The organism is Fusobacterium mortiferum ATCC 9817 (assembly GCF_000158195.2).
GTDB lineage: Bacteria > Fusobacteriota > Fusobacteriia > Fusobacteriales > Fusobacteriaceae > Fusobacterium_A > Fusobacterium_A mortiferum.
On record NZ_GL987993.1, the window covers coordinates 239,172 to 259,639 of the forward strand.

Annotated in this window: 20 protein-coding genes and 1 pseudogene; 11 read left to right on the top strand and 10 right to left on the bottom strand. The window is 27.8% G+C overall.

What is annotated here, in order from left to right:
• Positions 1-11: 11 nt before the first annotated feature.
• Positions 12-332, bottom strand: a complete 321-nt coding sequence (locus FMAG_RS09455) for a winged helix-turn-helix transcriptional regulator (RefSeq protein WP_005886210.1) — start codon at positions 330-332, stop codon at positions 12-14.
• A gap of 119 nt (positions 333-451) precedes the next feature.
• Between FMAG_RS09455 and FMAG_RS09460 the strand changes: the two genes are divergently transcribed.
• Together FMAG_RS09460 and FMAG_RS13610 are read left to right on the top strand one after the other, a co-directional pair.
• Positions 452-943 (top strand): lactoylglutathione lyase family protein, encoded by a 492-nt coding sequence (locus FMAG_RS09460; protein WP_005886211.1) that lies wholly within the window; start codon positions 452-454, stop codon positions 941-943.
• Positions 944-1,020: 77 nt separating this feature from the next.
• Entirely contained in the window at positions 1,021-1,170 is a 150-nt protein-coding gene (locus tag FMAG_RS13610; RefSeq protein ID WP_235242937.1) for a nitroreductase family protein, read from the top strand.
• A 166-nt stretch (positions 1,171-1,336) separates the two neighbouring features.
• Here the strand turns inward: FMAG_RS13610 and FMAG_RS09470 are convergent, their stop codons facing one another.
• From FMAG_RS09470 to FMAG_RS09505, 8 genes and pseudogenes are all read right to left on the bottom strand, one after another.
• Complete coding sequence (locus FMAG_RS09470; protein ID WP_005886214.1) at positions 1,337-2,698, bottom strand: uracil-xanthine permease family protein; 1,362 nt, start codon at positions 2,696-2,698, stop codon at positions 1,337-1,339.
• 195 nt (positions 2,699-2,893) lie between these two features.
• On the bottom strand, positions 2,894-3,175 hold the full coding sequence (gene spoVG / locus FMAG_RS09475; protein WP_005886215.1) for a septation regulator SpoVG: 282 nt from the start codon (positions 3,173-3,175) through the stop codon (positions 2,894-2,896).
• A 31-nt stretch (positions 3,176-3,206) separates the two neighbouring features.
• The gene (ispE, locus tag FMAG_RS09480) at positions 3,207-4,061 is read right to left on the bottom strand and encodes a 4-(cytidine 5'-diphospho)-2-C-methyl-D-erythritol kinase (protein ID WP_005886216.1); all 855 of its coding nucleotides are present in this window, start codon (positions 4,059-4,061) and stop codon (positions 3,207-3,209) included.
• Entirely contained in the window at positions 4,061-4,351 is a 291-nt protein-coding gene (locus tag FMAG_RS09485; RefSeq protein ID WP_005886217.1) for an RNA-binding S4 domain-containing protein, read from the bottom strand. The genes ispE and FMAG_RS09485 overlap by 1 nt, the downstream gene beginning before the upstream one ends.
• Before the next feature lie 37 nt (positions 4,352-4,388).
• Positions 4,389-5,153: a nucleoside triphosphate pyrophosphohydrolase gene (gene mazG / locus FMAG_RS09490; RefSeq protein WP_005886218.1), complete on the bottom strand. Its 765-nt coding sequence runs from the start codon at positions 5,151-5,153 to the stop codon at positions 4,389-4,391.
• A gap of 17 nt (positions 5,154-5,170) precedes the next feature.
• Positions 5,171-8,124, bottom strand: a pseudogene (gene mfd / locus FMAG_RS09495) (transcription-repair coupling factor).
• A 133-nt stretch (positions 8,125-8,257) separates the two neighbouring features.
• Positions 8,258-9,481, bottom strand: a complete 1,224-nt coding sequence (locus tag FMAG_RS09500; RefSeq protein WP_005886219.1) for an L-serine ammonia-lyase, iron-sulfur-dependent, subunit alpha — start codon at positions 9,479-9,481, stop codon at positions 8,258-8,260.
• A complete protein-coding gene (locus FMAG_RS09505) occupies positions 9,481-10,500 on the bottom strand; it encodes a PTS sugar transporter subunit IIC (RefSeq protein WP_005886221.1) in 1,020 nt (339 codons plus the stop codon). The genes FMAG_RS09500 and FMAG_RS09505 overlap by 1 nt, the downstream gene beginning before the upstream one ends.
• 417 nt (positions 10,501-10,917) lie before the next feature.
• Between FMAG_RS09505 and FMAG_RS09510 the strand changes: the two genes are divergently transcribed.
• Both FMAG_RS09510 and FMAG_RS09515 read left to right on the top strand, forming a co-directional pair.
• Positions 10,918-11,451 (top strand): helix-turn-helix domain-containing protein, encoded by a 534-nt coding sequence (locus tag FMAG_RS09510; protein ID WP_005886222.1) that lies wholly within the window; start codon positions 10,918-10,920, stop codon positions 11,449-11,451.
• An 8-nt stretch (positions 11,452-11,459) separates the two neighbouring features.
• On the top strand, positions 11,460-12,284 hold the full coding sequence (locus tag FMAG_RS09515) for an MBL fold metallo-hydrolase (RefSeq protein WP_005886223.1): 825 nt from the start codon (positions 11,460-11,462) through the stop codon (positions 12,282-12,284).
• 53 nt (positions 12,285-12,337) lie between these two features.
• Here the strand turns inward: FMAG_RS09515 and FMAG_RS09520 are convergent, their stop codons facing one another.
• Positions 12,338-14,146: a replication initiator protein A gene (locus tag FMAG_RS09520; protein WP_005886224.1), complete on the bottom strand. Its 1,809-nt coding sequence runs from the start codon at positions 14,144-14,146 to the stop codon at positions 12,338-12,340.
• A gap of 786 nt (positions 14,147-14,932) precedes the next feature.
• On the opposite strand from FMAG_RS09520, the gene rpmH reads away from it, so the two are divergent.
• From rpmH to mnmG, 7 genes are all read left to right on the top strand, one after another.
• Positions 14,933-15,067 (top strand): 50S ribosomal protein L34, encoded by a 135-nt coding sequence (gene rpmH / locus FMAG_RS09525; RefSeq protein ID WP_005886225.1) that lies wholly within the window; start codon positions 14,933-14,935, stop codon positions 15,065-15,067.
• Between the two features lie 80 nt (positions 15,068-15,147).
• Positions 15,148-15,486: a ribonuclease P protein component gene (gene rnpA, locus FMAG_RS09530; protein ID WP_005886226.1), complete on the top strand. Its 339-nt coding sequence runs from the start codon at positions 15,148-15,150 to the stop codon at positions 15,484-15,486.
• A gap of 10 nt (positions 15,487-15,496) precedes the next feature.
• Positions 15,497-15,724: a membrane protein insertion efficiency factor YidD gene (gene yidD, locus FMAG_RS09535; protein ID WP_005886227.1), complete on the top strand. Its 228-nt coding sequence runs from the start codon at positions 15,497-15,499 to the stop codon at positions 15,722-15,724.
• 8 nt (positions 15,725-15,732) lie between these two features.
• Positions 15,733-16,353: a YidC/Oxa1 family membrane protein insertase gene (locus FMAG_RS09540; protein ID WP_005886228.1), complete on the top strand. Its 621-nt coding sequence runs from the start codon at positions 15,733-15,735 to the stop codon at positions 16,351-16,353.
• Between the two features lie 6 nt (positions 16,354-16,359).
• A complete protein-coding gene (locus tag FMAG_RS09545) occupies positions 16,360-17,091 on the top strand; it encodes a Jag family protein (protein WP_005886230.1) in 732 nt (243 codons plus the stop codon).
• Positions 17,092-17,101: 10 nt separating this feature from the next.
• Entirely contained in the window at positions 17,102-18,472 is a 1,371-nt protein-coding gene (mnmE, locus tag FMAG_RS09550; protein ID WP_005886232.1) for a tRNA uridine-5-carboxymethylaminomethyl(34) synthesis GTPase MnmE, read from the top strand.
• Between the two features lie 62 nt (positions 18,473-18,534).
• Positions 18,535-20,382, top strand: a complete 1,848-nt coding sequence (gene mnmG / locus FMAG_RS09555; RefSeq protein ID WP_005886233.1) for a tRNA uridine-5-carboxymethylaminomethyl(34) synthesis enzyme MnmG — start codon at positions 18,535-18,537, stop codon at positions 20,380-20,382.
• Positions 20,383-20,468 lie beyond the last annotated feature (86 nt).

The following is a 20,468-nucleotide window of genomic DNA, read 5'->3' on the forward strand; positions in this document are numbered from 1 at the left end:
CTCTTTTATCTTTAATTTTCCTGTCCCCATTTATGCATAAGATTTAAAATCTCCATTAATCCCATTCCTTTTTCTGTTATTGAATACTCTACTTTAGGTGGTACTTGAGGATATTCTTTTCTAATAATTAAATTATCATCTGCCAATTCTTTTAGTTGTTGAGCTAACATCTTATGAGTAATCCCATCTAATTTTCTTTTTAATTCTCCATATCTATGTATCCCCTCTGTTCCTAGATGCCAAAGAATTATTGGCTTCCATTTTCCACCCATAAAAGATAATGTATATTCTATTGAACACTTATATTTATTTTTTCTTTCTAAATCAATCATAACAACTCCTTACTTACTTTTTAGATAGTATATTACTAAAAAGTGCATACTTAACTTTTTTATAGAAATATTATATGCTATATTCATGCACTGTACTACTTATTTTTTAGGAGGTAAATATGTATCCAAGAAATTTTTCACATATTGGAATATCTGTTCCTGATATTCAAAAAGCAGTTGATTTTTATAAAAATATTATGAACTGGTATGTTATTATGAAGCCTACTTTAGTTAAAGAAGAAAAAGATACAGCAATAGAAATAATGTGTATAGACGTATTTGGTGAAGGTTGGGGAGAGTTTAAAATAGCCCATCTTTCAACTGGTGATGGAATAGGAATTGAAATATTTGAGTTTCCTCAAAATAATAAATCTAAACATGAGTTTAATCCATATCCTACTGGTGTTTTCCATTTTTCAGTAAAAGACCCTAATATTGAGGAATTAACTAAAAAGATTGTAGAAGCTGGTGGAAAGCAAAGAATGCCTATCAGAGAATATTATCCTGGTAAAAAACCTTATAAAATGGTTTATTGTGAAGACCCTTTTGGAAATATTATAGAAATATATACTCATTCCTATGAGTTACACTATGGAAGTGGAAGTTATTAGGAGATAATATTCTAGAAATTATATTCAAAAGAAAAAGTATCCGAAATTATTTAAATAAAAAAGTTGAAAATGAAAAAATAGAAAAAATATTAAGAGCTGCTATGCAGGCTTCAACAGCTGGTAATCAACAAGAATGGGAATTTATTGTAATTGATGATAAAGAAATTCCTCACTCTTTAGCTAATATAAGCCCTTATTCTAGTTTTTTAAAAAATGCTTCGTTTTAGGAAATAAAGATAGAATGATTTATCCTGAAAATTTAATTCCTTTTTCAATTATAGGAATAGGTTATTCAGCAAAAGAAATAAATAGTATTAATAATAGATTTAGATTTGATTCAACTAAAGTTCATTTTAACAAATTATAAAAGGGAACTTAATGTTCCCTTTATTTTTATTTATTCTCTTCTTTAGGTAAAATAATATTTAGTAATAAGGCTAGTAATGTAGACATTACAACACTTGAACCAAATATTAATTTTATAAATTGAGGAAATTGAGCAATAGCTTGTGGAACTTGTCCTATACCAGCTCCTATTGCTACTGATAATCCAACTATTACCATTGTTCTACCTGTGATTCCACTTTTACTTATTATTTGAATACCTGTCATTGTTATCATTGAGAATACTGTAATTGTTCCTCCTCCAATTACTGCTGAAGGAATTGTATTTATAATAGCACCAAACTTTGGCACAAATCCTGCTACTAATAAAACAGTTGCTGCTATCCCTATTACGTATCTACTTACAACCTTAGTTAAAACTACAAGACCTACATTTTGAGAATAAGTTGCAGTTGGAAAAGAGTTTAATACTGCTGACATTATTGCTGCCACTCCATTTCCTATTACTCCACCTGATAGCTCTTTATCTGTTACTTCTCTATTTATTCCTCCTAAAGTAATAGCTGATAAATCTCCCACAGCCTGAATAGCTGTAACTAGATACATTATTATCATTGCTACCATAGAACCTACTTCAAATTTAGGAGTTCCAAATATGAAAAATTTTGGAAAAGCAAACCAAGCTGCTTCTTTTACTGGTGCAAAGTTAACTATTCCTAAACAAACTGAAATTACATATCCTACTACTATTCCTATTAAAATCGATGATAATTTAGTAATACCTTTAGTAAATTGATTAAAGAATAATACTGTTGCTAATACAATTAAACTGATAGTCCAGTTTTGATAAGAACCATATGTAGGTGTTCCTACTCCTCCAGCCATATAGTTAATACCAATTGGAAATAGTGATAATCCTATTGAAAATACAACAGTTCCTGCTACTAATGGTGGAAAATATTTTCTTATTTTTTTTAGATAAGCTCCTATTAATATTGAAGCTACCCCCCCTACTATTTGTGCTCCAAATAAAACTGGTAAATTTACTGAGTTTCCTCCTAATATAGCCAACACTGTTGGTAAAAATCCAAAGCTTGTTCCCATTACTACTGGTAATTTAGAACCAATTCTTAATCCAGCAAAAAGTTTTATTGGATAAATTTGTAAAAATGTTGCTACTCCTGCTGCTAACATAGCACATTGAATTAAAATTGTTGTAACACTTGGGTCTAATTTTGCAACTCTAGAAATTATCAAAATAGGAGCTACATTTCCTACAAACATAGCTACAATATGCTGAAAAGCTAGCGGTAAAGCTTCTATAAAAGCTGGTCTACCATCAATCTCAAACAACTCTTTAGCATCTCTTGAAACTCTCTCTTGTTTTAACTCTTTTTCTTTTACTAACATTTTTCCTCCCTAAAATATTATGATTTTTATCACAATTTTTCACTGTGATATTCTAGCATGATTGGGATATAAAATCTAGTAAAAAAATTTTTTCAAATTCAATATATACATTTTTGATATTTTTCTGTTTTTTCTCTTAGCATTTTAACAAAAAAATGGAGAAAATAATTTCTCCATTTTTTAGCATCTTCCAAATTACTCTTCTACTACCTCTTCAGGTTTTGCTTCATTATACTTGGCAATTACAGTATCAGTAATCTCTTTTCTCAACTCAGGAGTAATAGGATGAACTATATCTTTATACTCTCCATCTGGCATTTTTCTAGATGGCATAGCTACAAACATTCCTTTTTGTCCATCAATAATTTTTAACCCATGAATAACAAAACACTCATCAAAAGTTACATCTGCATAAGCTTTTAATTTTAGTTCATTTTCTCCTTTTACTGCTCTTAATCTTACATCTGTAATTTTCATAATCATGCACCTTCCCTTTTTTATGTAATCATTATAACCCTCTGCAAAGATGTACTTCACAGTGTTGTAATTGCTCCCTTATTGTCTCTACTTTTTCTTTTCCATTTTCTGTAAAAGCATAGTATGCACTTCCACTCCCAGACATAAAAAATTTCATGTTAGAAATTTTTCCTAATTTTTTTCTAAATTCTATTATATTAGTATCTTCAAGTAAAAGTCCCTGTTCCAAATTATTTTCTATACTCTCTTCTATTAAAGAAAGCTTATTATCTTCTAATCCCTCAATTATTTTATCTATATTAGCATCTTTTTTATTTTTGAGCATATACATATTTTTATATGCTTTAGCTGTTGATACTCCAAAATTTGGCTTAATCAAAATAATATCTTTATCCAAATTATTCTCTAATATCTCTATTTTCTCTCCAATACCTTTCACTCTACTAGGCTTATTGATTATAAAGAAAGGAATATCTGCTCCAACACTTTTTCCTAACTCTATTAACTCATCTAAAGAAAAGAAGTCTTTATGATATTTATTTAATTCTTTTAAGAAAAAAGCTCCATTAGAACTTCCTCCACCTAGACCAGCTTCATGTGGAATAACTTTTTCTAAATATATTTTTACTCTTTTTTTTGTAAATCCACTTCTCTTATAAAATTTATCATATATTTTCCAAAGAATATTTTCTTTTCCAGTTGGAATACTTGGTTTATTAGTAGTAATCTCTAACTCTCCATCCTCTTCAAATATCTCTCCTTCAAGTTTATCAGTAAGAGATATTGGTATCATTACCATATCCAATAGATGATAGCCATTAGGTAAAACTCCTGTTACATTTAAACCAATATTTATTTTAGCATTTGAATTTAAAGAGAATTTCATTAAAAAATATCCTCCTCACCATCTATATCCACAGTAATTCCTCTACTTTCTAACACATTTATAAGTTCTGAGGTTCTCTCTTTTGCTACATTTCCAGTAGGTACTTCTAATATCTCAAATTTAAAATACTTATTAAAATACTCTAACTCTAATATCTGACCTACTTTTACCTCTGTACTTGCCTTTGCTACTTTACCATTAAGCTTAGCTTTTCCACCATCTACCACGATTTTAGCAATAGGTCTTCTTTTAATTATTCTGCTCACTTTTAAAAATTTATCTAGTCTCATATCTACTCCTCTTTATACTATATATACTACATTTTTTCTATAAGTCAATGGCTTTTTTTGCATTTTGCCAAAGTTTTTCTAAATTTTCCAATGAAGTTTTTTCAATATCACAGTTTTGTTCAACATATCTAAACCTCTTATCAAATTTTTTTATTGTTCCTTCTAGTGCTTCAGTTGCATCTATATCTAAAAATCTAGCTATGTTTACAATGGAAAATAATACATCTCCTAATTCATCTTTCATTTTCTCTTTATCTTTTCTCTCTATCTCAACTTTTAATTCATCTAACTCTTCATAGATTTTATCAAATACTTGTTCTACATTATCCCAATCAAAACCAACTTTTGATGCTTTTTTCTGTATTTTTTGAGCTTTAGATAGTGCTGGAAGATATTTAGGAACTCCATCTATTACTGATTTTCTATTTTCATGCAACTTCTCTGTCTTTTTTATCTCATCCCAATTAGTTAAAACCTCTTTTGTAGATATCTCACTATTTTTTTCCTTAAATACATGAGGATGTCTTCTTATTAATTTTTCATTTATCTCATAAGCAACATCTTCAATATTAAATTTCCCTTCTTTTTCACGAATATCAGCTTGAAAAACTAAGTTCATTAGAACATCTCCTAATTCTCCCTTATGCTCTTCTATATCTCCTTCCATAGCCTCTAATAGTTCTGCTACTTCCTCTCTCAAGCAAGGTTTTAAACTTTCTAATGTCTGCTCTCTATCCCAAGGACAACCATTTTCACTTCTTAATATCCTTATTATATCTACAAGTCTATCAAACTCTTTCATAGTATCCCTCCATTATATTATTGTTCATATACATTTAAAAACTCCTCGATTGTTCCGTTATACTCTATTGTATCATCTTTTTTCTGATATTTTATTAGTCCTTCTTGTATTAGTTTTAATAAAACATCAAAGTTTACCTTATCACTATTAAATTTTATAATAGACTCAACTTTTCCTTTTATCTCAAGAGCATTTTTTATTCCTAATTTTTTAGCTCTAAATTTTAAACCTATATATCTAAAAAATCCTTGTGCCTCTACTGGCATTTTTCCAAATCTATCTATTAATTCATCTTTTATATTTTCTAATTCAATTATACTCTTTACTTCAGTTATTCTTCTATAGACTTTTATTTTTTCATCTTTTTCTATATATTCATTAGGTATAAACGCTGGATAATTTACTTTTATCTCTATATCATCTATATCCTCTTCAAACCTTCCTTTTATTTTATCTATCTCCTCTTGAAGCATCTTCATATATAGAGTATACCCAAAAGTTTCCAATATTCCATGTTGCTTTTCTCCTAGTATCTCTCCAGCTCCTCTTATTCTCATATCCTCCATCGAAAGTTGAAGTCCTCCTCCATCGATCTCTTCAAGATTCTTTATTGATTCTTCTCTTTCTTTAGCTTTCTTTGTTTGATACTCTTTAGTCAGAAGATAACAATAACTTTGTCTATTTCCTCTTCCTACTCTCCCTCTCAATTGATATATTTGTGAAAGTCCTAGCTTATCAGCTCTATCTATAATCATAGTATTAGCATTCTCTATATCTATTCCATTTTCTATAATTGTAGTAGCTACTAATATATCTATCTCTCCATTTTCAAACTCTTTAATTTTTTCTTTTATATCTCTTGGAGTCATCTGACCATGTACAAAATCTATTTTTAAATATTCTGGTAAAATTTTTCTCAACTCTTGAGTCTTTTTTTCTATACCCTTTACTGAGTTAAAAATATAAAATACCTGTCCCTCTCTTGCTATCTCCTTCATAATAATCTCTCTTATATTTTTTTCAAGCCCTTCAACAAAAAAAGTATTGATAGGTTTTCTTCCCTCTGGCGGAGTATCTATCACTGATAAATCTCTTATTCCTAAAAGAGCTAAATTTAAAGTTCTTGGTATAGGAGTTGCAGTTAAAGTTAGTACATCTACTTTACTTCTTAGTTTTTTTAATTTTTCCTTTGCTTTTACTCCAAATTTTTGTTCCTCATCTATAATTACAAGTCTCAAATCCTTAAATTCAACATCTTCTGACAAAATTCTATGAGTACCTATTACTATATCTACTCCCCCTTCTTTTATCTTTTTTAAAGTTTGAGTTTGTTCTTTAGAAGTTAATAAACGACTTAATAATTCTATATTTATTGGATAATTTTTCATTCTCTCTGTAAATCTCTCATAATGCTGTTGAGCTAGAACTGTAGTAGGAACCATAAGCACCACTTGTTTCCCTTCAATAGCTGCTTTAAAAGCTGCTCTTATAGCTACCTCTGTTTTCCCATACCCCACATCTCCACATACTACTCTATCCATTATTCTTGAAGATTCCATATCTCTTTTTACATCTTCAATAGCCTGTAATTGTGAAGGAGTCTCTTTATATGGAAAACTCTCTTCAAATTCCTCCTGCCATAAATTATCTGGAGCAAAAGAATATCCAGCTTCTAAATCTCTTCTAGCTTGGATTTCTACTATTTCTTTTGCAAATTGTAACATCTCTTCAGCTATTTTTTCTCTTTTTTCCTAAAACCTTTTCTTCCTAAATTATATATTTCTGGTATCTCTCCATCTATTGATATATACTTTCCTATTTTTCCTATTCCCTCTATTGGAACAAAAAGTTTATCCTCTCCAGCATATTTAATTTTTAAATAATCATGCCCATCTATTATTTCAATTCCTAGATATAGACCTACTCCATAATTCTCATGTATAATATAGTTTCCTTCTTGTATTTCTGTTATATTTTTATATCTTTGAAATCCTTTATCCTTTTTTTCTCTTCTTACTCTAATACCTTTTAATTCTCTATCTGTTAGTACAAGAAGATTCTCCTCTTTATATCCTTCAAATAATGGATACTTTTCATATTCAAAATTATAACCTTCGAATATCTCTCTGTATCTTTTTTCTTCATCAGATACTATTTTTATTTTTTGTAATGGATCTTTACCAATTTTTTTTACATACTCTATACTCTCAAAATTTTGAAGTTCCTCGTGAGTAAATTTATTTATTTCAACTGATTTAGCTATTTTTAAAAAATTATTATATATTCCTTTTATACTCTTTTCTTTAATCTCACTATTAGAAAGAATCTCTTCTAATTTATAATTTAATAAATCTATATTTTCTATAAAAATTTTTAAATCATTTCTATTATTTAAAAAATCTAAAAAACTATTTTTCTCTTCTATATTATTGTTTATATACATATAAACTTGATTTTTTTTCTCAACACTTTTTTGGGTTTCTATATCAAAATATGCTATTCTCTCTACTTCATTATTAAAACTAAACTCAATTCTAACTGGATACTTACTATTTTTAGGAAAAATATCTAATATATCTCCTCTCATACTGTACTGATTTCTTTCTTCTACCATATACTCTTTATTATATCCACTCTCTTCTAAAGAATTTTCTAATTCTTTTATATCCAAACTTTTTCCTATTTCTATCTCATATCTTTTTCCCTCTAAAAAGTATTCTCTTAAAATAGCTTCTAAAGAAAGTAAAATAATAAAATCTTCTTCTGATTTTAGAATTTCTAATAAGTCATAATTATCTTTTTCTAATTCATCCTTTGATTGAGTATTCTCTAATTTTAATATATTTCCACCATATATATCACTTAATACATTATAATAATCTTCTATATTTCTATTTGAAGAACAAAGATATAGTATTTTTCCTCCTATTTCTTTCAATAAAAAGGGGATTTTTCCTCTATACTCTTTCATTTTTTCCTCCATATTTTTCTTTTACCTATATTTTACCCTTTATTTCTTCACTTTGCAAAAATATATTTTAAATAAAAATGAACTATACAACTTAGTAAGTTACTAAATCATATAGTTCATAAATTTATTTTAATTAATCTATAGTTTCATCATTTAAAAACTTATCATAATATTTCGCAAGTCCACCTGTTGAAGTTTCTTTATAAGCAGAACACATATCTACTCCTGTTTCCTTCATAGTTATTACAACTTGGTCAAAGCTTATTGTATGCTCTCCGTTAGTTGATAGTGCATAATCAGCTGTATTTAAAGCTCTTACTGCTACTATTGCATTTCTTTCTATACAAGGAATTTGTACATATCCACCAACAGGATCACAAGTCATTCCAAGATGATGTTCCATTCCCATCTCAGCTGCATATTCTATTTGTTCTGTTGTTCCTCCTAAGATATATACTGCCATTCCTGCTGCCATAGAGCATGCCGCTCCTATTTCAGCTTGACATCCACCCTCAGCACCAGATATTGTTGCATTTTCTTTTATTAAATTTCCTATAAGTCCAGCTACTGCTAAAGCTCTTAATGCTGTAGTTTCATCTAATTCATACTCTTCTATTAGAGCTCTTAATAATCCTGGAATAACTCCAGCTGCTCCACATGTAGGAGCTGTTACTATTGTCCCTGCACTACTATTTTCTTCTGATACAGCTAGTGCATAAGCAAATATCTTTTTAGTTATTACTAGATAGTTTCTCTTTTTATCTATCTTATCATAGATTTCTTTTGCTTTTCTTGGGTATCTTAATTTTCCAGGAAGTACTCCATCTTTTCTAATACCTCTATCTACAGCTGCATTCATTGTATCTAGTATATCTTTTAAATGAGCCCAAATACTTGGTCCTTCACAATACTCTACATATTCCCAAAGCTCTTTATTATTCTCTTTACACCATGCCATAATATCATCCATCTTAGTTAAATTATAGCATTGTCCAGCTCCACTTCTCTTATCTGTAAGCTCTTTTATTGTTCCTCCACCAACAGAGAATACCAACCATTCCTTCATAACTTTTCCATCTTTATCTAAAGCTATAAATTTCATTCCATTAGTATGATATTCATGAATATACTCTGGCATCCATACTATCTCTGTTTTTGTAGGTTTTAAAGTTTCTTCAATTATCCAATCTGTTAAATGTCCCTTACCAGTAGCTGCTAAACTTCCATAAAGCTCAACTATATATAAATTAGCTCCTTCTGTTTCAGCCTTGAATTTCTTAGCTGCTCTTTCTGGTCCCATAGTATGAGAACTAGAAGGTCCACATCCTATTTTAAATAATTCTTTTAAGCTATCCATTAGTTCTTACCTCTTATCTCTTCTACTGTTTTTATTTTATAATTTTTAAATATTATTGATCCTAAGAATCCAGCAAATATTCCAGATGCAGCACACATTAAGGCTACTTTTGTAACTGTTATTGCATCATTAAATCCATACATTACCATTAATCCTGCTATTGGTGTAGCTGTTCCTGTTGCATTATTTACAAGACCATAAAGTGCTACTACAACTCCTGCTAATGCTCCACCTATAAAGTTTGTTATATATACTGGTACAGGATTAGCAGATATTAAGTCAGCTTGTGTTAATGGTTCTATTGCAACTGCTATTGTTGTTTTTCTATCTCCAAATCCCATTCTATGGAAAAATACTCCATTCATAAATGAAGAACCCATTACTGAAAGCGCTCCAATTGCCATAGGAACTCCTGTTAATCCCATCATTGCTGTAAGTGCCATTGATGATAATGGTGCTGTTGCAACAACTGTTATTACTCCTCCTAATATTATTCCCATTAATATTGGGCTTGAATGAGAAGCTGATTCAAGAATTCCACCTATATTTAATAGAGTAGAATTTACTATTGGATTAGATGCTGATGCTATTAATCTTGCTAATGGCGAAATAAAACAAATTACAAAAATTAAATCTAATCCTTGAGGAACTTTTTGCTCTACTTTTGGAATAACAAAAGATAAAATATATCCAGCTAAGAAACCAGGTAATATTCCAAATCCTGCTACTGATACTCCTACTAATACTGCATATGTTGGATTTACTCCTAAAGCTATAGGTACTAATATTGCTGAAGCAACTCCTCCCATTGAACCAGCAGCTTTTCCTACTTCTCCTAAGAAAGGTATTCCAAATAAATCTCCTCCAACGTATAATTGGAAAGCTTCTACTAAGAAACTTGCTGTTGCTGCTCCTGCTAATGCTCCCATTGCTTTCATACCCTTTGGAGCTTTCATACTAAATAGTGAAAATCCTCCTAAAACTACAAATAATAAAACTACTCCTTTAATTACGTCCATTTTTTCTCCTTTTTTGTTTAATTATACTTAATTAAAATTTAATTTTAATTAACAATATATTACGTTCTTTTTACGTATATTATTGTTATTTTAAATACATCAAAAAGTATAACATAACAAATAAAATATTTCAAGAATTTTTTTCACTAAAATGAAATATCATCTACAGAAATATTGAATTTTTCTGTTCTCTACTCTTTTAATTTTATTATATTATTTTTTAATTTTATTATGTTATTAACTATTTTATTATTTTTTTCATTATACTATATTTATACTTTTTTGAAATTTTTAATTTTTTTTAACTAAACTTAATTTTTTTGTTATTTATATTTTTTATATTTTATTGAATTTACATTAATTAATCTTTATGGTATAATCATATCAATTAAACTTTTTATGGAGGAACAGCAATTAATGAAACTAGGGGAAAAAATTAAAACTATTAGAAAAAACAAGGATTATACATTAAAACAACTATCTGAAATTACTGGTCTTTCAATCGGATTTTTAAGTAATATTGAACGTGACTTAAATAGCCCTTCAATAAATAACCTTCAGCAAATATGTTCAGCTTTAGGAATTAATCTTATGGAAATTTTGGATGAAGAAATTGCTAGTAACCTTGTTACAAGAGCTGCAGAAAGAGAAGAAATATTAAAAAATGTTGAAACTAATACAAAAGTTGAAAGTCTTTTAAATAGAAAAGCAAGTTTAAATGGAATTGCAATAACTATTGAAGAAGAAAGTTCTTTTAGCGATATGTCATGGGGTCATGGATATGACGAAATTGGAATAGTTGTCAAAGGTGAATTAGAAATTGAATTAGAAAAAACCCTTTATCATCTCTATGAAGGAGACTCTATATTTATAAAACAAAACACTCCACATAGATATAGAAATCCAGGTTTTACTTCATCACTAGTATATTGGGTTTCTAGTAAAAAGTAGTTGGTTTTATGAAAATAATAATACTTATAGAAAATGATTTAAGTTGTGATCCAAACTTAGTTAATGAGTTTGGATTTTCTGTTTTTATCCAAGATGAAGATACTTCTCTCATATTTGATACTGGTCAAAGTGGAATATTTATTAAAAATATTGAAAAACTAAAATTAGATACTAAAAATATTCATACTATAGTACTTAGTCATAATCATTACGATCATGTAGGTGGACTTAAAAATTATATTGAAAAATTTGGAAATAATTTTACTCTTTACTTAAATAAAAATTTTTTTGATAAAAGATTTAGTTTTTCAGAACTTTACTCTCGAATCTTAGGAGCTAATTTTTTCCAAGATTACATACTAGATAAAAAAATTAATTTATCTTTTATTAATGAACATATACATATTCTATCTAAAAATATTACAGCTTTTACAAATTTTGAAAGATTAAACGATTTTGAAGAGATTAATCTTTCTTATTACAAGAAAAAAAATTCTACGTTTATTCTTGATAGTATGAGTGATGAAATTGTATTAGGTTTAGATACAAAATTGGGATTTTTTATTCTTTGTGGTTGCTCACATATTGGAATAGTTAACATTATCAAAAATATTAAAAAATGGACTAATAAAAAAATCGTTGGAATTATTGGGGGCTTACACCTCAGTAAAAGTAATTCTGAAAGAATTTTAAAAACAATTAATTATCTGAAAAAAGAGGATATAAAATATCTTGCTTTGTCTCATTGTACTGGAAAAAATATTATAAAAATTTTTAAAGATTCTGGATTTAATATTCTTCCTACTAATACTGGAAATGTATTAGAATTTTAACATAAAAAGAGAACTATATTGTTCTCTTTTTATGTATATAAACAGTAATAATCTTAATTTTCCTCTTCTTCTTTCATAACTCTTTCAATATAATCCTTTATTGCTCCAATATAAATTGCCCTTGTCTTAGCCTTCATTGCTAATAAGAAATTAATATCAACGCCCATTTCTTTTGAGCAAAGTTCCAATGCTTTCTCTTCTATTTTTAATTTTTCATATTCATCAAAACTTTCAAACTCTTCTATCATATCTCTAGGAATATTTGTTTCTTCAACTAAATCTTTTATATTATTTAAAACTGGCTTTTTAACTGTTCTTCTTGCTTGATTAATCAATTTTTTGCTCTTTAATCCCTTTTCTTTTACAACATTACTAAAAAGAGTTAAATTTTGTTTATTATTTTCTTTATCTGTAATAGAAAGATTCTTTATAATTCCGTTAATATACTGCACTAAAGTTGTTTTAACATTAGTTGTCAAATTTTTATAGAGTATATTTAAAATTTCCTTTGTTCTTTCTTCTCCCTCTTCTCTATAAATCTTCTTAATTTTGGTATCTGTTCTTTTATCCCAAGCTCTCATTACATATATATTTCTCTTAGCTTTCTTTATTCTTTCTAAAATTTCATCTGAAAACTCAATATTATCCTTACTTTCTTTAATTTTTATCTCTTTTTTAGGAGTTTTTTCTTTAATATTTTTATCTTTAACATTGTCTGCTATAACTTCAATTATTTCTGCATCTTCAATATCAATATTTCTATCTTTTTTATATCCAATTGAAGCTCTTTCAGCTTTATTTTCTATAAAAGTAGATACATGGCAATCTCCATCTTTTTCCTTATTGAAAATATAATCTAAATAATAAGTATCTTCACTTTTAACATACTCAGCTTTATAACTTAAAATATATTCTAATTCTACTAATACATCAAAAGCTTTTTCTACTCTTTTTAATACTTGTTTTAATCTACATAGAACATACTGTTTTACTTCTCCGTTTTTATTAGCTCTTTCTGTTATTTGCTCTGTTTTAAGAGGAATAACAGCTGCTAATGTTCTTAAATTTATTCTATCTCTATCTTTATCATATCTTATTTTGCTGATATATTTATATATTCTTCCAGCTATTGGATCTTTTGTTAAAATCTCTAAAAGTGAACGTGAATTATACTTAATATATCTCTTATCTTTTATTTTTTGTCTTATATTTTTATTTAATGTAACTCTATAGAATTTTTTTCTACCCTTCTCTAACTTTTGATATGTCAATAATTTAAACTCTTCATCTTCAAATTTATAATTCCCAAGTTTTGTATGATTAGATACTACAAATTGATACTCTGTATTTTTTAAATTTTTTAAAGCTTGTTCAACTTTAGTATAATAAGTTCTATTCATTTTATTTCCTAAAAAGTTAACAATAAAATCTGAAATTTCAAACTCTATATAATCATCTGTATTATTCAATTCTTTTTTCAACTCATACATTGAAATTAAATAAGTATATATTTTTTCTTCAAATATAGAAGGTTGAAATACTTTATCATTGTTATCTTTAGCTATTAGGGTACAAGACATTGTTACCCCTAAATCCTCAAAAGAATATTGAAAATTTACTCTTTTATTTTGCTTTTGAGGAGTAAAAAAAGGAAATACAATCATCTCAACAGGAATATTAATAATGTTATCCTTTAAATTTAAAAAATTTCCTGTTTCTTTTATTACAACTTCTTTTACTTCTATATCTGGAACTTGATTTAATTTTATTTCTACTTTTTTAATATCTTCAAGTAAAGAACCACTTTTAACAATATTAAAACTATCTAATTCGTCTTGATTCTCTAAGTTTCCTTTTTTCATAAAAGCTCCTTTATAATTTAACAATATCAATGTATATAATGAATAATATACCATTTTTTATGTATATTGACAATAATATTTTTTATTTTTTTTTTAACTTTCATTATTTCTATATTTTTACTTACTTCTTAAATTTATAATAGCTATGAATGCTTTAAATTTCCTATATTTTTCTATTGTATATGAACATTAATAACTTTATATTTAATATTTTTTATAAAAAATTAGGAAAACTCTAGTTTTAAATTGTCTATAAACAATAATATTTTTACATAAACTAGAAAAAATATTCTTTAAATATTTGCTTATAAACAATAATATTATTTTGAATATTAAAATCCTTATTTTATGCAGAGTTATAAAATTATTATTTTTCTAATACTTGAAAAAATAATAATTCTCCCATTGTCTATTATCAATAATAAAATTATATTATCATAAATACTGATTTTTTCAAAGATAATAAATATTTCTTCGAAACAATATTCGATAAATACATAACTCTTTTAGTGTATAGTATCAATAATAAATTTAATTAAATAATTATTCATAAAGTTTGATTTTTCAATGTTAAATAAAATTTTAATTTTTAACTTAGTCTATACATAATACAAAAAACAATATACAAAAAACTACTTAATTTTATTTTAAAGGTTTGTTTTATTTTTTTTAATATAAATATTCTTTATGTCTTATTCTAGAAATTTATAATAAATACTTGACAAAATCATAAAAATAATATAAAATCTTTATCTGAAATATAGAATTTTTTCGGAGGTGAAATAGATGAAAAGAACATACCAACCAAATAAAGCTAAAAGAAAGAAAGATCACGGGTTCAGAGCAAGAATGGCTACTAAAAACGGTAGAAAAGTATTAAAAAGAAGAAGAGCTAGAGGTAGAAAAGTATTATCAGCATAGAACCCGGTGTTTAATATCACCGGGTTTTTACAAGAACCTTTTATCAGAAAATAAAGCATTATTTTAGGAGAACAATAATCATGAATAATTTAAAGAAAAATGGAGAGTTTCAAATAATCTACAATTCGGGAAGAAAAAGTTTTGGTTATTACTCTCTTATTTTTTTTAAGAAGAATGATAATAATTTGAAAAGATGTGGGTTTGTTGTAAGTAAAAAAACTGGAAATGCCGTTTGTAGAAATAGATTAAAAAGACTATTTAGAGAATATTATCGTCAAAATGAAGAATCATTAAAAGATGGGTATGATATTATTTTTGTAGCAAAAAAAACAGCTGGAGAAAAATTTAAATTTTTAAAATTTGGAGATATAAAAAAAGACTTAGATAAAACTCTAAAAAATGTAAAGTTATTTAAATAGGAAATTAAATATGAAAAAAATTATACTTTTATTAATAAAACTTTATCAAAAGTATATATCTATATTTTTAGGAAAAAATTGTCGATTTTATCCTACATGTTCAGCTTATACTTATGAAGCAATAGAAAAATTTGGGATAATAAAAGGGATTTTTTTAGGAATAAAAAGAATAATTAAATGCCACCCTTTTCATCCTGGAGGATATGATCCAGTACCAGAAAAAAGAGATAAAAATTAGGAGGATTAATGAGTTATATTTATGGTTTATTGAAAGGAGCTATTTCAGCTCTATTACATTTAATGTATAGTTTAACAGGAAATTTTGGAGTAGCTATTATACTTGCAACTATTGTTATTAAAATTATTTTACTTCCATTGACCTTAAAACAAGATAAATCTATGAAAAGTATGAAAGTACTACAACCAGAAATAGAAAAAATTAAGCAACAATATCAAAATGACCCTAAAATGATGAATCAAAAAACTATGGAGTTATATCAAAAACATAAAGTTAATCCAATGGGAGGATGTTTACCTCTTTTAATACAGCTTCCTATATTATGGGCATTATTTGGTGTTTTAAGAGACCCTGTAACAGTACCTCAAGATTCAACATTTTTGTGGATGCAACTTGTTAATCCAGACCCTTATTATATATTACCAATACTAAATGGAGTAGTATCATTTTTACAACAAAAAGTGATGGGATCTTCTGATAATCCTCAAATGAAAAATATGATGTATATGTTTCCTTTAATGATGGTATTTATATCATATAAAATGCCAGCAGGATTACAAATATATTGGTTAGCATCAAGTGTTGCAGCAGTAGTTCAACAATACTTGATTATGAAAAAAGGAGAATAAACTATTATGAAAAATGTTATAGAAATTAAAGCTATGAGTCAGGAGCAAGCTATAACAAGAGCGTTAAAAATCATGGAAGCAACTCCTGAGCAAGTAGTTAACGTTATAGAGAAACAAAAAAGTAAATCTTTTTTAGGAATTTTTAATAGGGAAGGAGTTTATGAAATAGAGATAGATAAAACTCCTAAAGAGAAAAAAGAAAGTAAAATTGAAAAAATCAAAGATATAGAAGTAACTGAAAAGAAAAAAGAACATGTTAAAGAACAAACTATTGATATTAAAGAAGTAAAAAAAGATAAAAAGGACATATCTGAAACTATTCAAAAGAAAGCTGAAGAACTCTTAGAAAATATTGGTTTAGTGCTAAAAGTTGAAGTAGATAGATTAAGTGATAGAAATTATCTTGTTAATTTATATGGAGAAGATAATGGAATTATCATAGGTAAAAAAGGAAAAACTTTAAATAGTTTTGAATATCTTTTAAATTCAATAATGAAAGATTATAGAATTGAAGTAGATGTAGAGGGATTTAAAGCTAAAAGAACTGAAACACTAAGAGAGTTAGGAAAAAAAATGGCAGAGAAAGCTTTAAAATCTGGAAAACCAGTTAGACTAAATCCTATGCCACCAAGAGAAAGAAAGATAATACATGAGGTTGTAAATAAGTATCAAGAGTTAGATACTTACAGTGAGGGAAGAGATCCTAAGAGATATATTGTTATTAAGAGAAAAAAATAGGGAGGCAATCATGCTTTTTGATACTATAGCGGCTATTTCAACTCCTCGTGGAGAGGGGGGAATTGGTATTGTAAGAATTTCAGGAAGCGATGCTTTTACAATTCTTAAAAAAATTTTTAAACCAAAGTCTGGTAAAAAAATAGAGGAATTGAGAAATTTTAGTATAAACTATGGACATATTTATGATGGAGAGCAACTGATTGATGAAGTAATGGTATCTATTATGAAAGCTCCACATACTTATACAAAAGAGAATATTGTAGAGATAAATTGCCATGGTGGATTTGTAATAACTGAAAAACTTCTTGAAACAGTTTTAAAATATGGAGCAAGACATGCTGAAATTGGAGAGTTTACAAGAAGAGCTTTTTTAAATGGAAGAATTGATTTAACTCAAGCTGAAGCTATAATAGATATAATTCATGGAAAAACAGAAAAATCAGTATCTTTATCATTAAACCAACTTAGAGGGGATTTAAAAGAGCAGATAGAACATCTTAAAAAATTAATTTTAGATGTTGCTGCACATATTAATGTTGTTCTTGATTACCCAGAAGAAGGAATAGATGACCCATTACCAGAGAATCTAGTAGGAAACCTTCAAGAGGTAGTTGATACAACAGATAGATTAATTAAGTCTTATGATAAAGGGAAGATGATTAAAGAGGGAATTAAGACTGCCATAGTAGGAAAACCTAATGTTGGTAAGTCAAGCCTTTTAAATTCAGTTTTACGTGAGGAGAGAGCTATTGTAACTCATATTCCTGGAACAACTAGAGATGTGATAGAAGAGGTTGTAAATTTAAAAGGAATACCATTGATTTTAGTAGATACTGCTGGAATTAGAAAAACTGATGACATTGTAGAAAATATAGGTGTAGAAAAATCTAAAAAAATGATAGAGAATGCTGACCTCATATTATTTGTAATAGATGGTTCAAGAGAGCTAGAAGAGGAAGATATAAAAATCCATGAAAGTATAAATTCTGAAAAAGTAATTGGTATCTTAAATAAGATAGATATGGAAAGAAAGGTAGATTTATCAAAACTAACTAAGATAAAGAATTGGATAGAGATTTCAGCTATGAAAAATATAGGTATTGATGAAATGGAAGATAAAATCTATCATCATATAGTAGATGGAAATGTTGAAGATAGTTCTCAAAAGATAACAATTACAAATGTTAGACATAAATCTGCTTTAGAGAAAACGAAACAGTATGTAGAAAATATTTTTGATACTATACATGCTGGATTACCAATGGATTTAATGGCTGTTGATATAAAAGGAGCTTTAAATTCCCTTTCAGAAGTAACTGGAGAGATTTCTAGCGAAGATTTATTAGACCATATTTTTAGCAATTTCTGTGTTGGAAAATAAAAAATGAGGATGCTCAAATTTGAGTAATCCTCTTTCTTAATTTATGGAGTTAGGAGGAGAAGATGAAAAAAATTTATGATGTAATAGTTGTTGGAGGAGGTCATGCTGGAGTAGAAGCAGCACTTGCTTCAGCTAGACTTGGAAAAGATACAGCTATATTTACACTTTACTTAGATACAATTGCAATGATGTCATGTAACCCTTCAATAGGGGGTCCTGGAAAAAGTAATCTTGTGGCAGAGATGGACATCTTAGGTGGAGAGATGGGAAAACATACAGATGAGTTTAATCTTCAATTGAAACATCTAAATGAGAGTAAAGGACCAGCAGCTAGAATAACAAGAGGACAAGCTGATAAATATCTTTATAGAACAGAGATGAGAAAAAAACTTGAGCATACAGATAATCTTCATATGATTCAAGATTGTGTAGAACAAATTATAGTAGATGATGGAGAGATAAAAGGAGTTAGAACAAGACTTGGAATCTCTTATTTTGCTAAAGCTGTTGTACTTTGTACTGGAACTTTCTTAAAAGGAAAGATAGTTATAGGAGATGTAATTTATTCTGCTGGAAGACAGGGAGAGCAATCAGCTGAGAAACTTTCAGACTCTCTTAGAGACCATGGAATCCATATAGAGAGATATCAGACAGCTACACCTCCAAGACTTGATAGAAGAAGTATAGATTTCTCTAAAATGGAGGAATTAAAGGGAGAGGAACACCCTAGATACTTCTCAATTTTTACTAATAAAGAGAGAAACAATGTAGTTCCTACATGGCTTACACACACAACTGAAAAAACAATTGAAGTGGCTAAAGAGATGTTAAAATACTCTCCAATAGTAAGTGGAATAATAGAGACTCATGGACCTAGACACTGTCCGTCACTAGATAGAAAAGTACTTAATTTCCCAGATAAAACAAACCATCAAATATTTTTGGAGTTAGAATCTGCTGATTCTGAAGAAATCTATGTAAATGGTTTAACTACAGCTATGCCACCATTTGCTCAAGAAGCTATGATGAGAACTATAGCTGGACTTGAAAATGCTAAAATAATGAGACATGGTTATGCTGTAGAGTATGATTATGCTCCAGCTTCTCAATTATATCCAAGTTTAGAAAGTAAAAAAATAGCTGGGCTATTTTTTGCTGGGCAGATAAATGGAACATCTGGTTATGAAGAGGCAGCTTGTCAAGGATTTATGGCTGGGGTAAATGCTGCTAGAAAATTAGATGGAAAAGAACCTGTTATCATAGATAGAAGTGAGGGATATATAGGAGTTCTTATTGATGATATTATACATAAGAAAACTCCAGAACCATATAGAGTATTACCATCTCGTTCAGAGTATAGACTTACTTTAAGATTTGATAATGCCTTTATGAGATTGTATGAAAAGGCAAAGGAAATAGGACTTTTATCTAAAGAAAAATTAGAGTATTTAGAGAATGCTATTAATATTGTAAATAGTGAGATAGAGAGACTTAGAGAGATAAGTGTACCTATGGTTAAAGCTAATGAACTTTTAGAAAAATTAGGTTCTAATCAAAAATTTGCTAAGGGAATAAAGATAGGAGAACTTTTAAAGGTTAAAGAGGTAACTTATGATAGTCTAAAAGATGTTACTGAGATTGGAGATTATCCAGAATTTATTAAAAATCAGATAGAAACTATTATAAAATATGACATCTTTATTCAAAGAGAGAATGAGCAAATAGAGAAGTTTAAAAGATTAGAAGAGATGAGAATACCTAAAGATTTTGATTTTTCTACAGTAAAAGGAATCTCTAATATTGCTAGAAGTGGATTAGAAGAGATAAGACCACTATCTATAGGAGAGGCTTCAAGAATAAGTGGAGTTACAGGAAATGATATAGCTCTATTGATAGGATATTTAAAATAATATGTATATAGACAAAAATAAAATAAGCTCAGATTGACTTTTATTTTAAAGCAAGGTATAATCTAAGGAAATTACGAGAATAAAAT

What these genes read in the sequence shown, in the direction of transcription:
- FMAG_RS09470 (WP_005886214.1), bottom strand. Translation starts at nt 2,698, where the DNA reads ATGTTAGTAAAAGAAAAAGAGTTAAAACAAGAGAGAGTTTCAAGAGAT.
- mnmG (WP_005886233.1), top strand. Translation starts at nt 18,535, where the DNA reads ATGAAAAAAATTTATGATGTAATAGTTGTTGGAGGAGGTCATGCTGGA.
- FMAG_RS09545 (WP_005886230.1), top strand. Translation starts at nt 16,360, where the DNA reads ATGAAAAATGTTATAGAAATTAAAGCTATGAGTCAGGAGCAAGCTATA.
- spoVG (WP_005886215.1), bottom strand. Translation starts at nt 3,175, where the DNA reads ATGAAAATTACAGATGTAAGATTAAGAGCAGTAAAAGGAGAAAATGAA.
- FMAG_RS09515 (WP_005886223.1), top strand. Translation starts at nt 11,460, where the DNA reads ATGAAAATAATAATACTTATAGAAAATGATTTAAGTTGTGATCCAAAC.
- FMAG_RS09500 (WP_005886219.1), bottom strand. Translation starts at nt 9,481, where the DNA reads ATGGATAGCTTAAAAGAATTATTTAAAATAGGATGTGGACCTTCTAGT.
- ispE (WP_005886216.1), bottom strand. Translation starts at nt 4,061, where the DNA reads ATGAAATTCTCTTTAAATTCAAATGCTAAAATAAATATTGGTTTAAAT.
- FMAG_RS09510 (WP_005886222.1), top strand. Translation starts at nt 10,918, where the DNA reads ATGAAACTAGGGGAAAAAATTAAAACTATTAGAAAAAACAAGGATTAT.
- FMAG_RS09520 (WP_005886224.1), bottom strand. Translation starts at nt 14,146, where the DNA reads ATGAAAAAAGGAAACTTAGAGAATCAAGACGAATTAGATAGTTTTAAT.
- mazG (WP_005886218.1), bottom strand. Translation starts at nt 5,153, where the DNA reads ATGAAAGAGTTTGATAGACTTGTAGATATAATAAGGATATTAAGAAGT.
- FMAG_RS09455 (WP_005886210.1), bottom strand. Translation starts at nt 332, where the DNA reads ATGATTGATTTAGAAAGAAAAAATAAATATAAGTGTTCAATAGAATAT.
- FMAG_RS09540 (WP_005886228.1), top strand. Translation starts at nt 15,733, where the DNA reads ATGAGTTATATTTATGGTTTATTGAAAGGAGCTATTTCAGCTCTATTA.
- FMAG_RS09485 (WP_005886217.1), bottom strand. Translation starts at nt 4,351, where the DNA reads ATGAGACTAGATAAATTTTTAAAAGTGAGCAGAATAATTAAAAGAAGA.
- FMAG_RS09460 (WP_005886211.1), top strand. Translation starts at nt 452, where the DNA reads ATGTATCCAAGAAATTTTTCACATATTGGAATATCTGTTCCTGATATT.
- rpmH (WP_005886225.1), top strand. Translation starts at nt 14,933, where the DNA reads ATGAAAAGAACATACCAACCAAATAAAGCTAAAAGAAAGAAAGATCAC.
- mnmE (WP_005886232.1), top strand. Translation starts at nt 17,102, where the DNA reads ATGCTTTTTGATACTATAGCGGCTATTTCAACTCCTCGTGGAGAGGGG.
- FMAG_RS09505 (WP_005886221.1), bottom strand. Translation starts at nt 10,500, where the DNA reads ATGGACGTAATTAAAGGAGTAGTTTTATTATTTGTAGTTTTAGGAGGA.
- yidD (WP_005886227.1), top strand. Translation starts at nt 15,497, where the DNA reads ATGAAAAAAATTATACTTTTATTAATAAAACTTTATCAAAAGTATATA.
- rnpA (WP_005886226.1), top strand. Translation starts at nt 15,148, where the DNA reads ATGAATAATTTAAAGAAAAATGGAGAGTTTCAAATAATCTACAATTCG.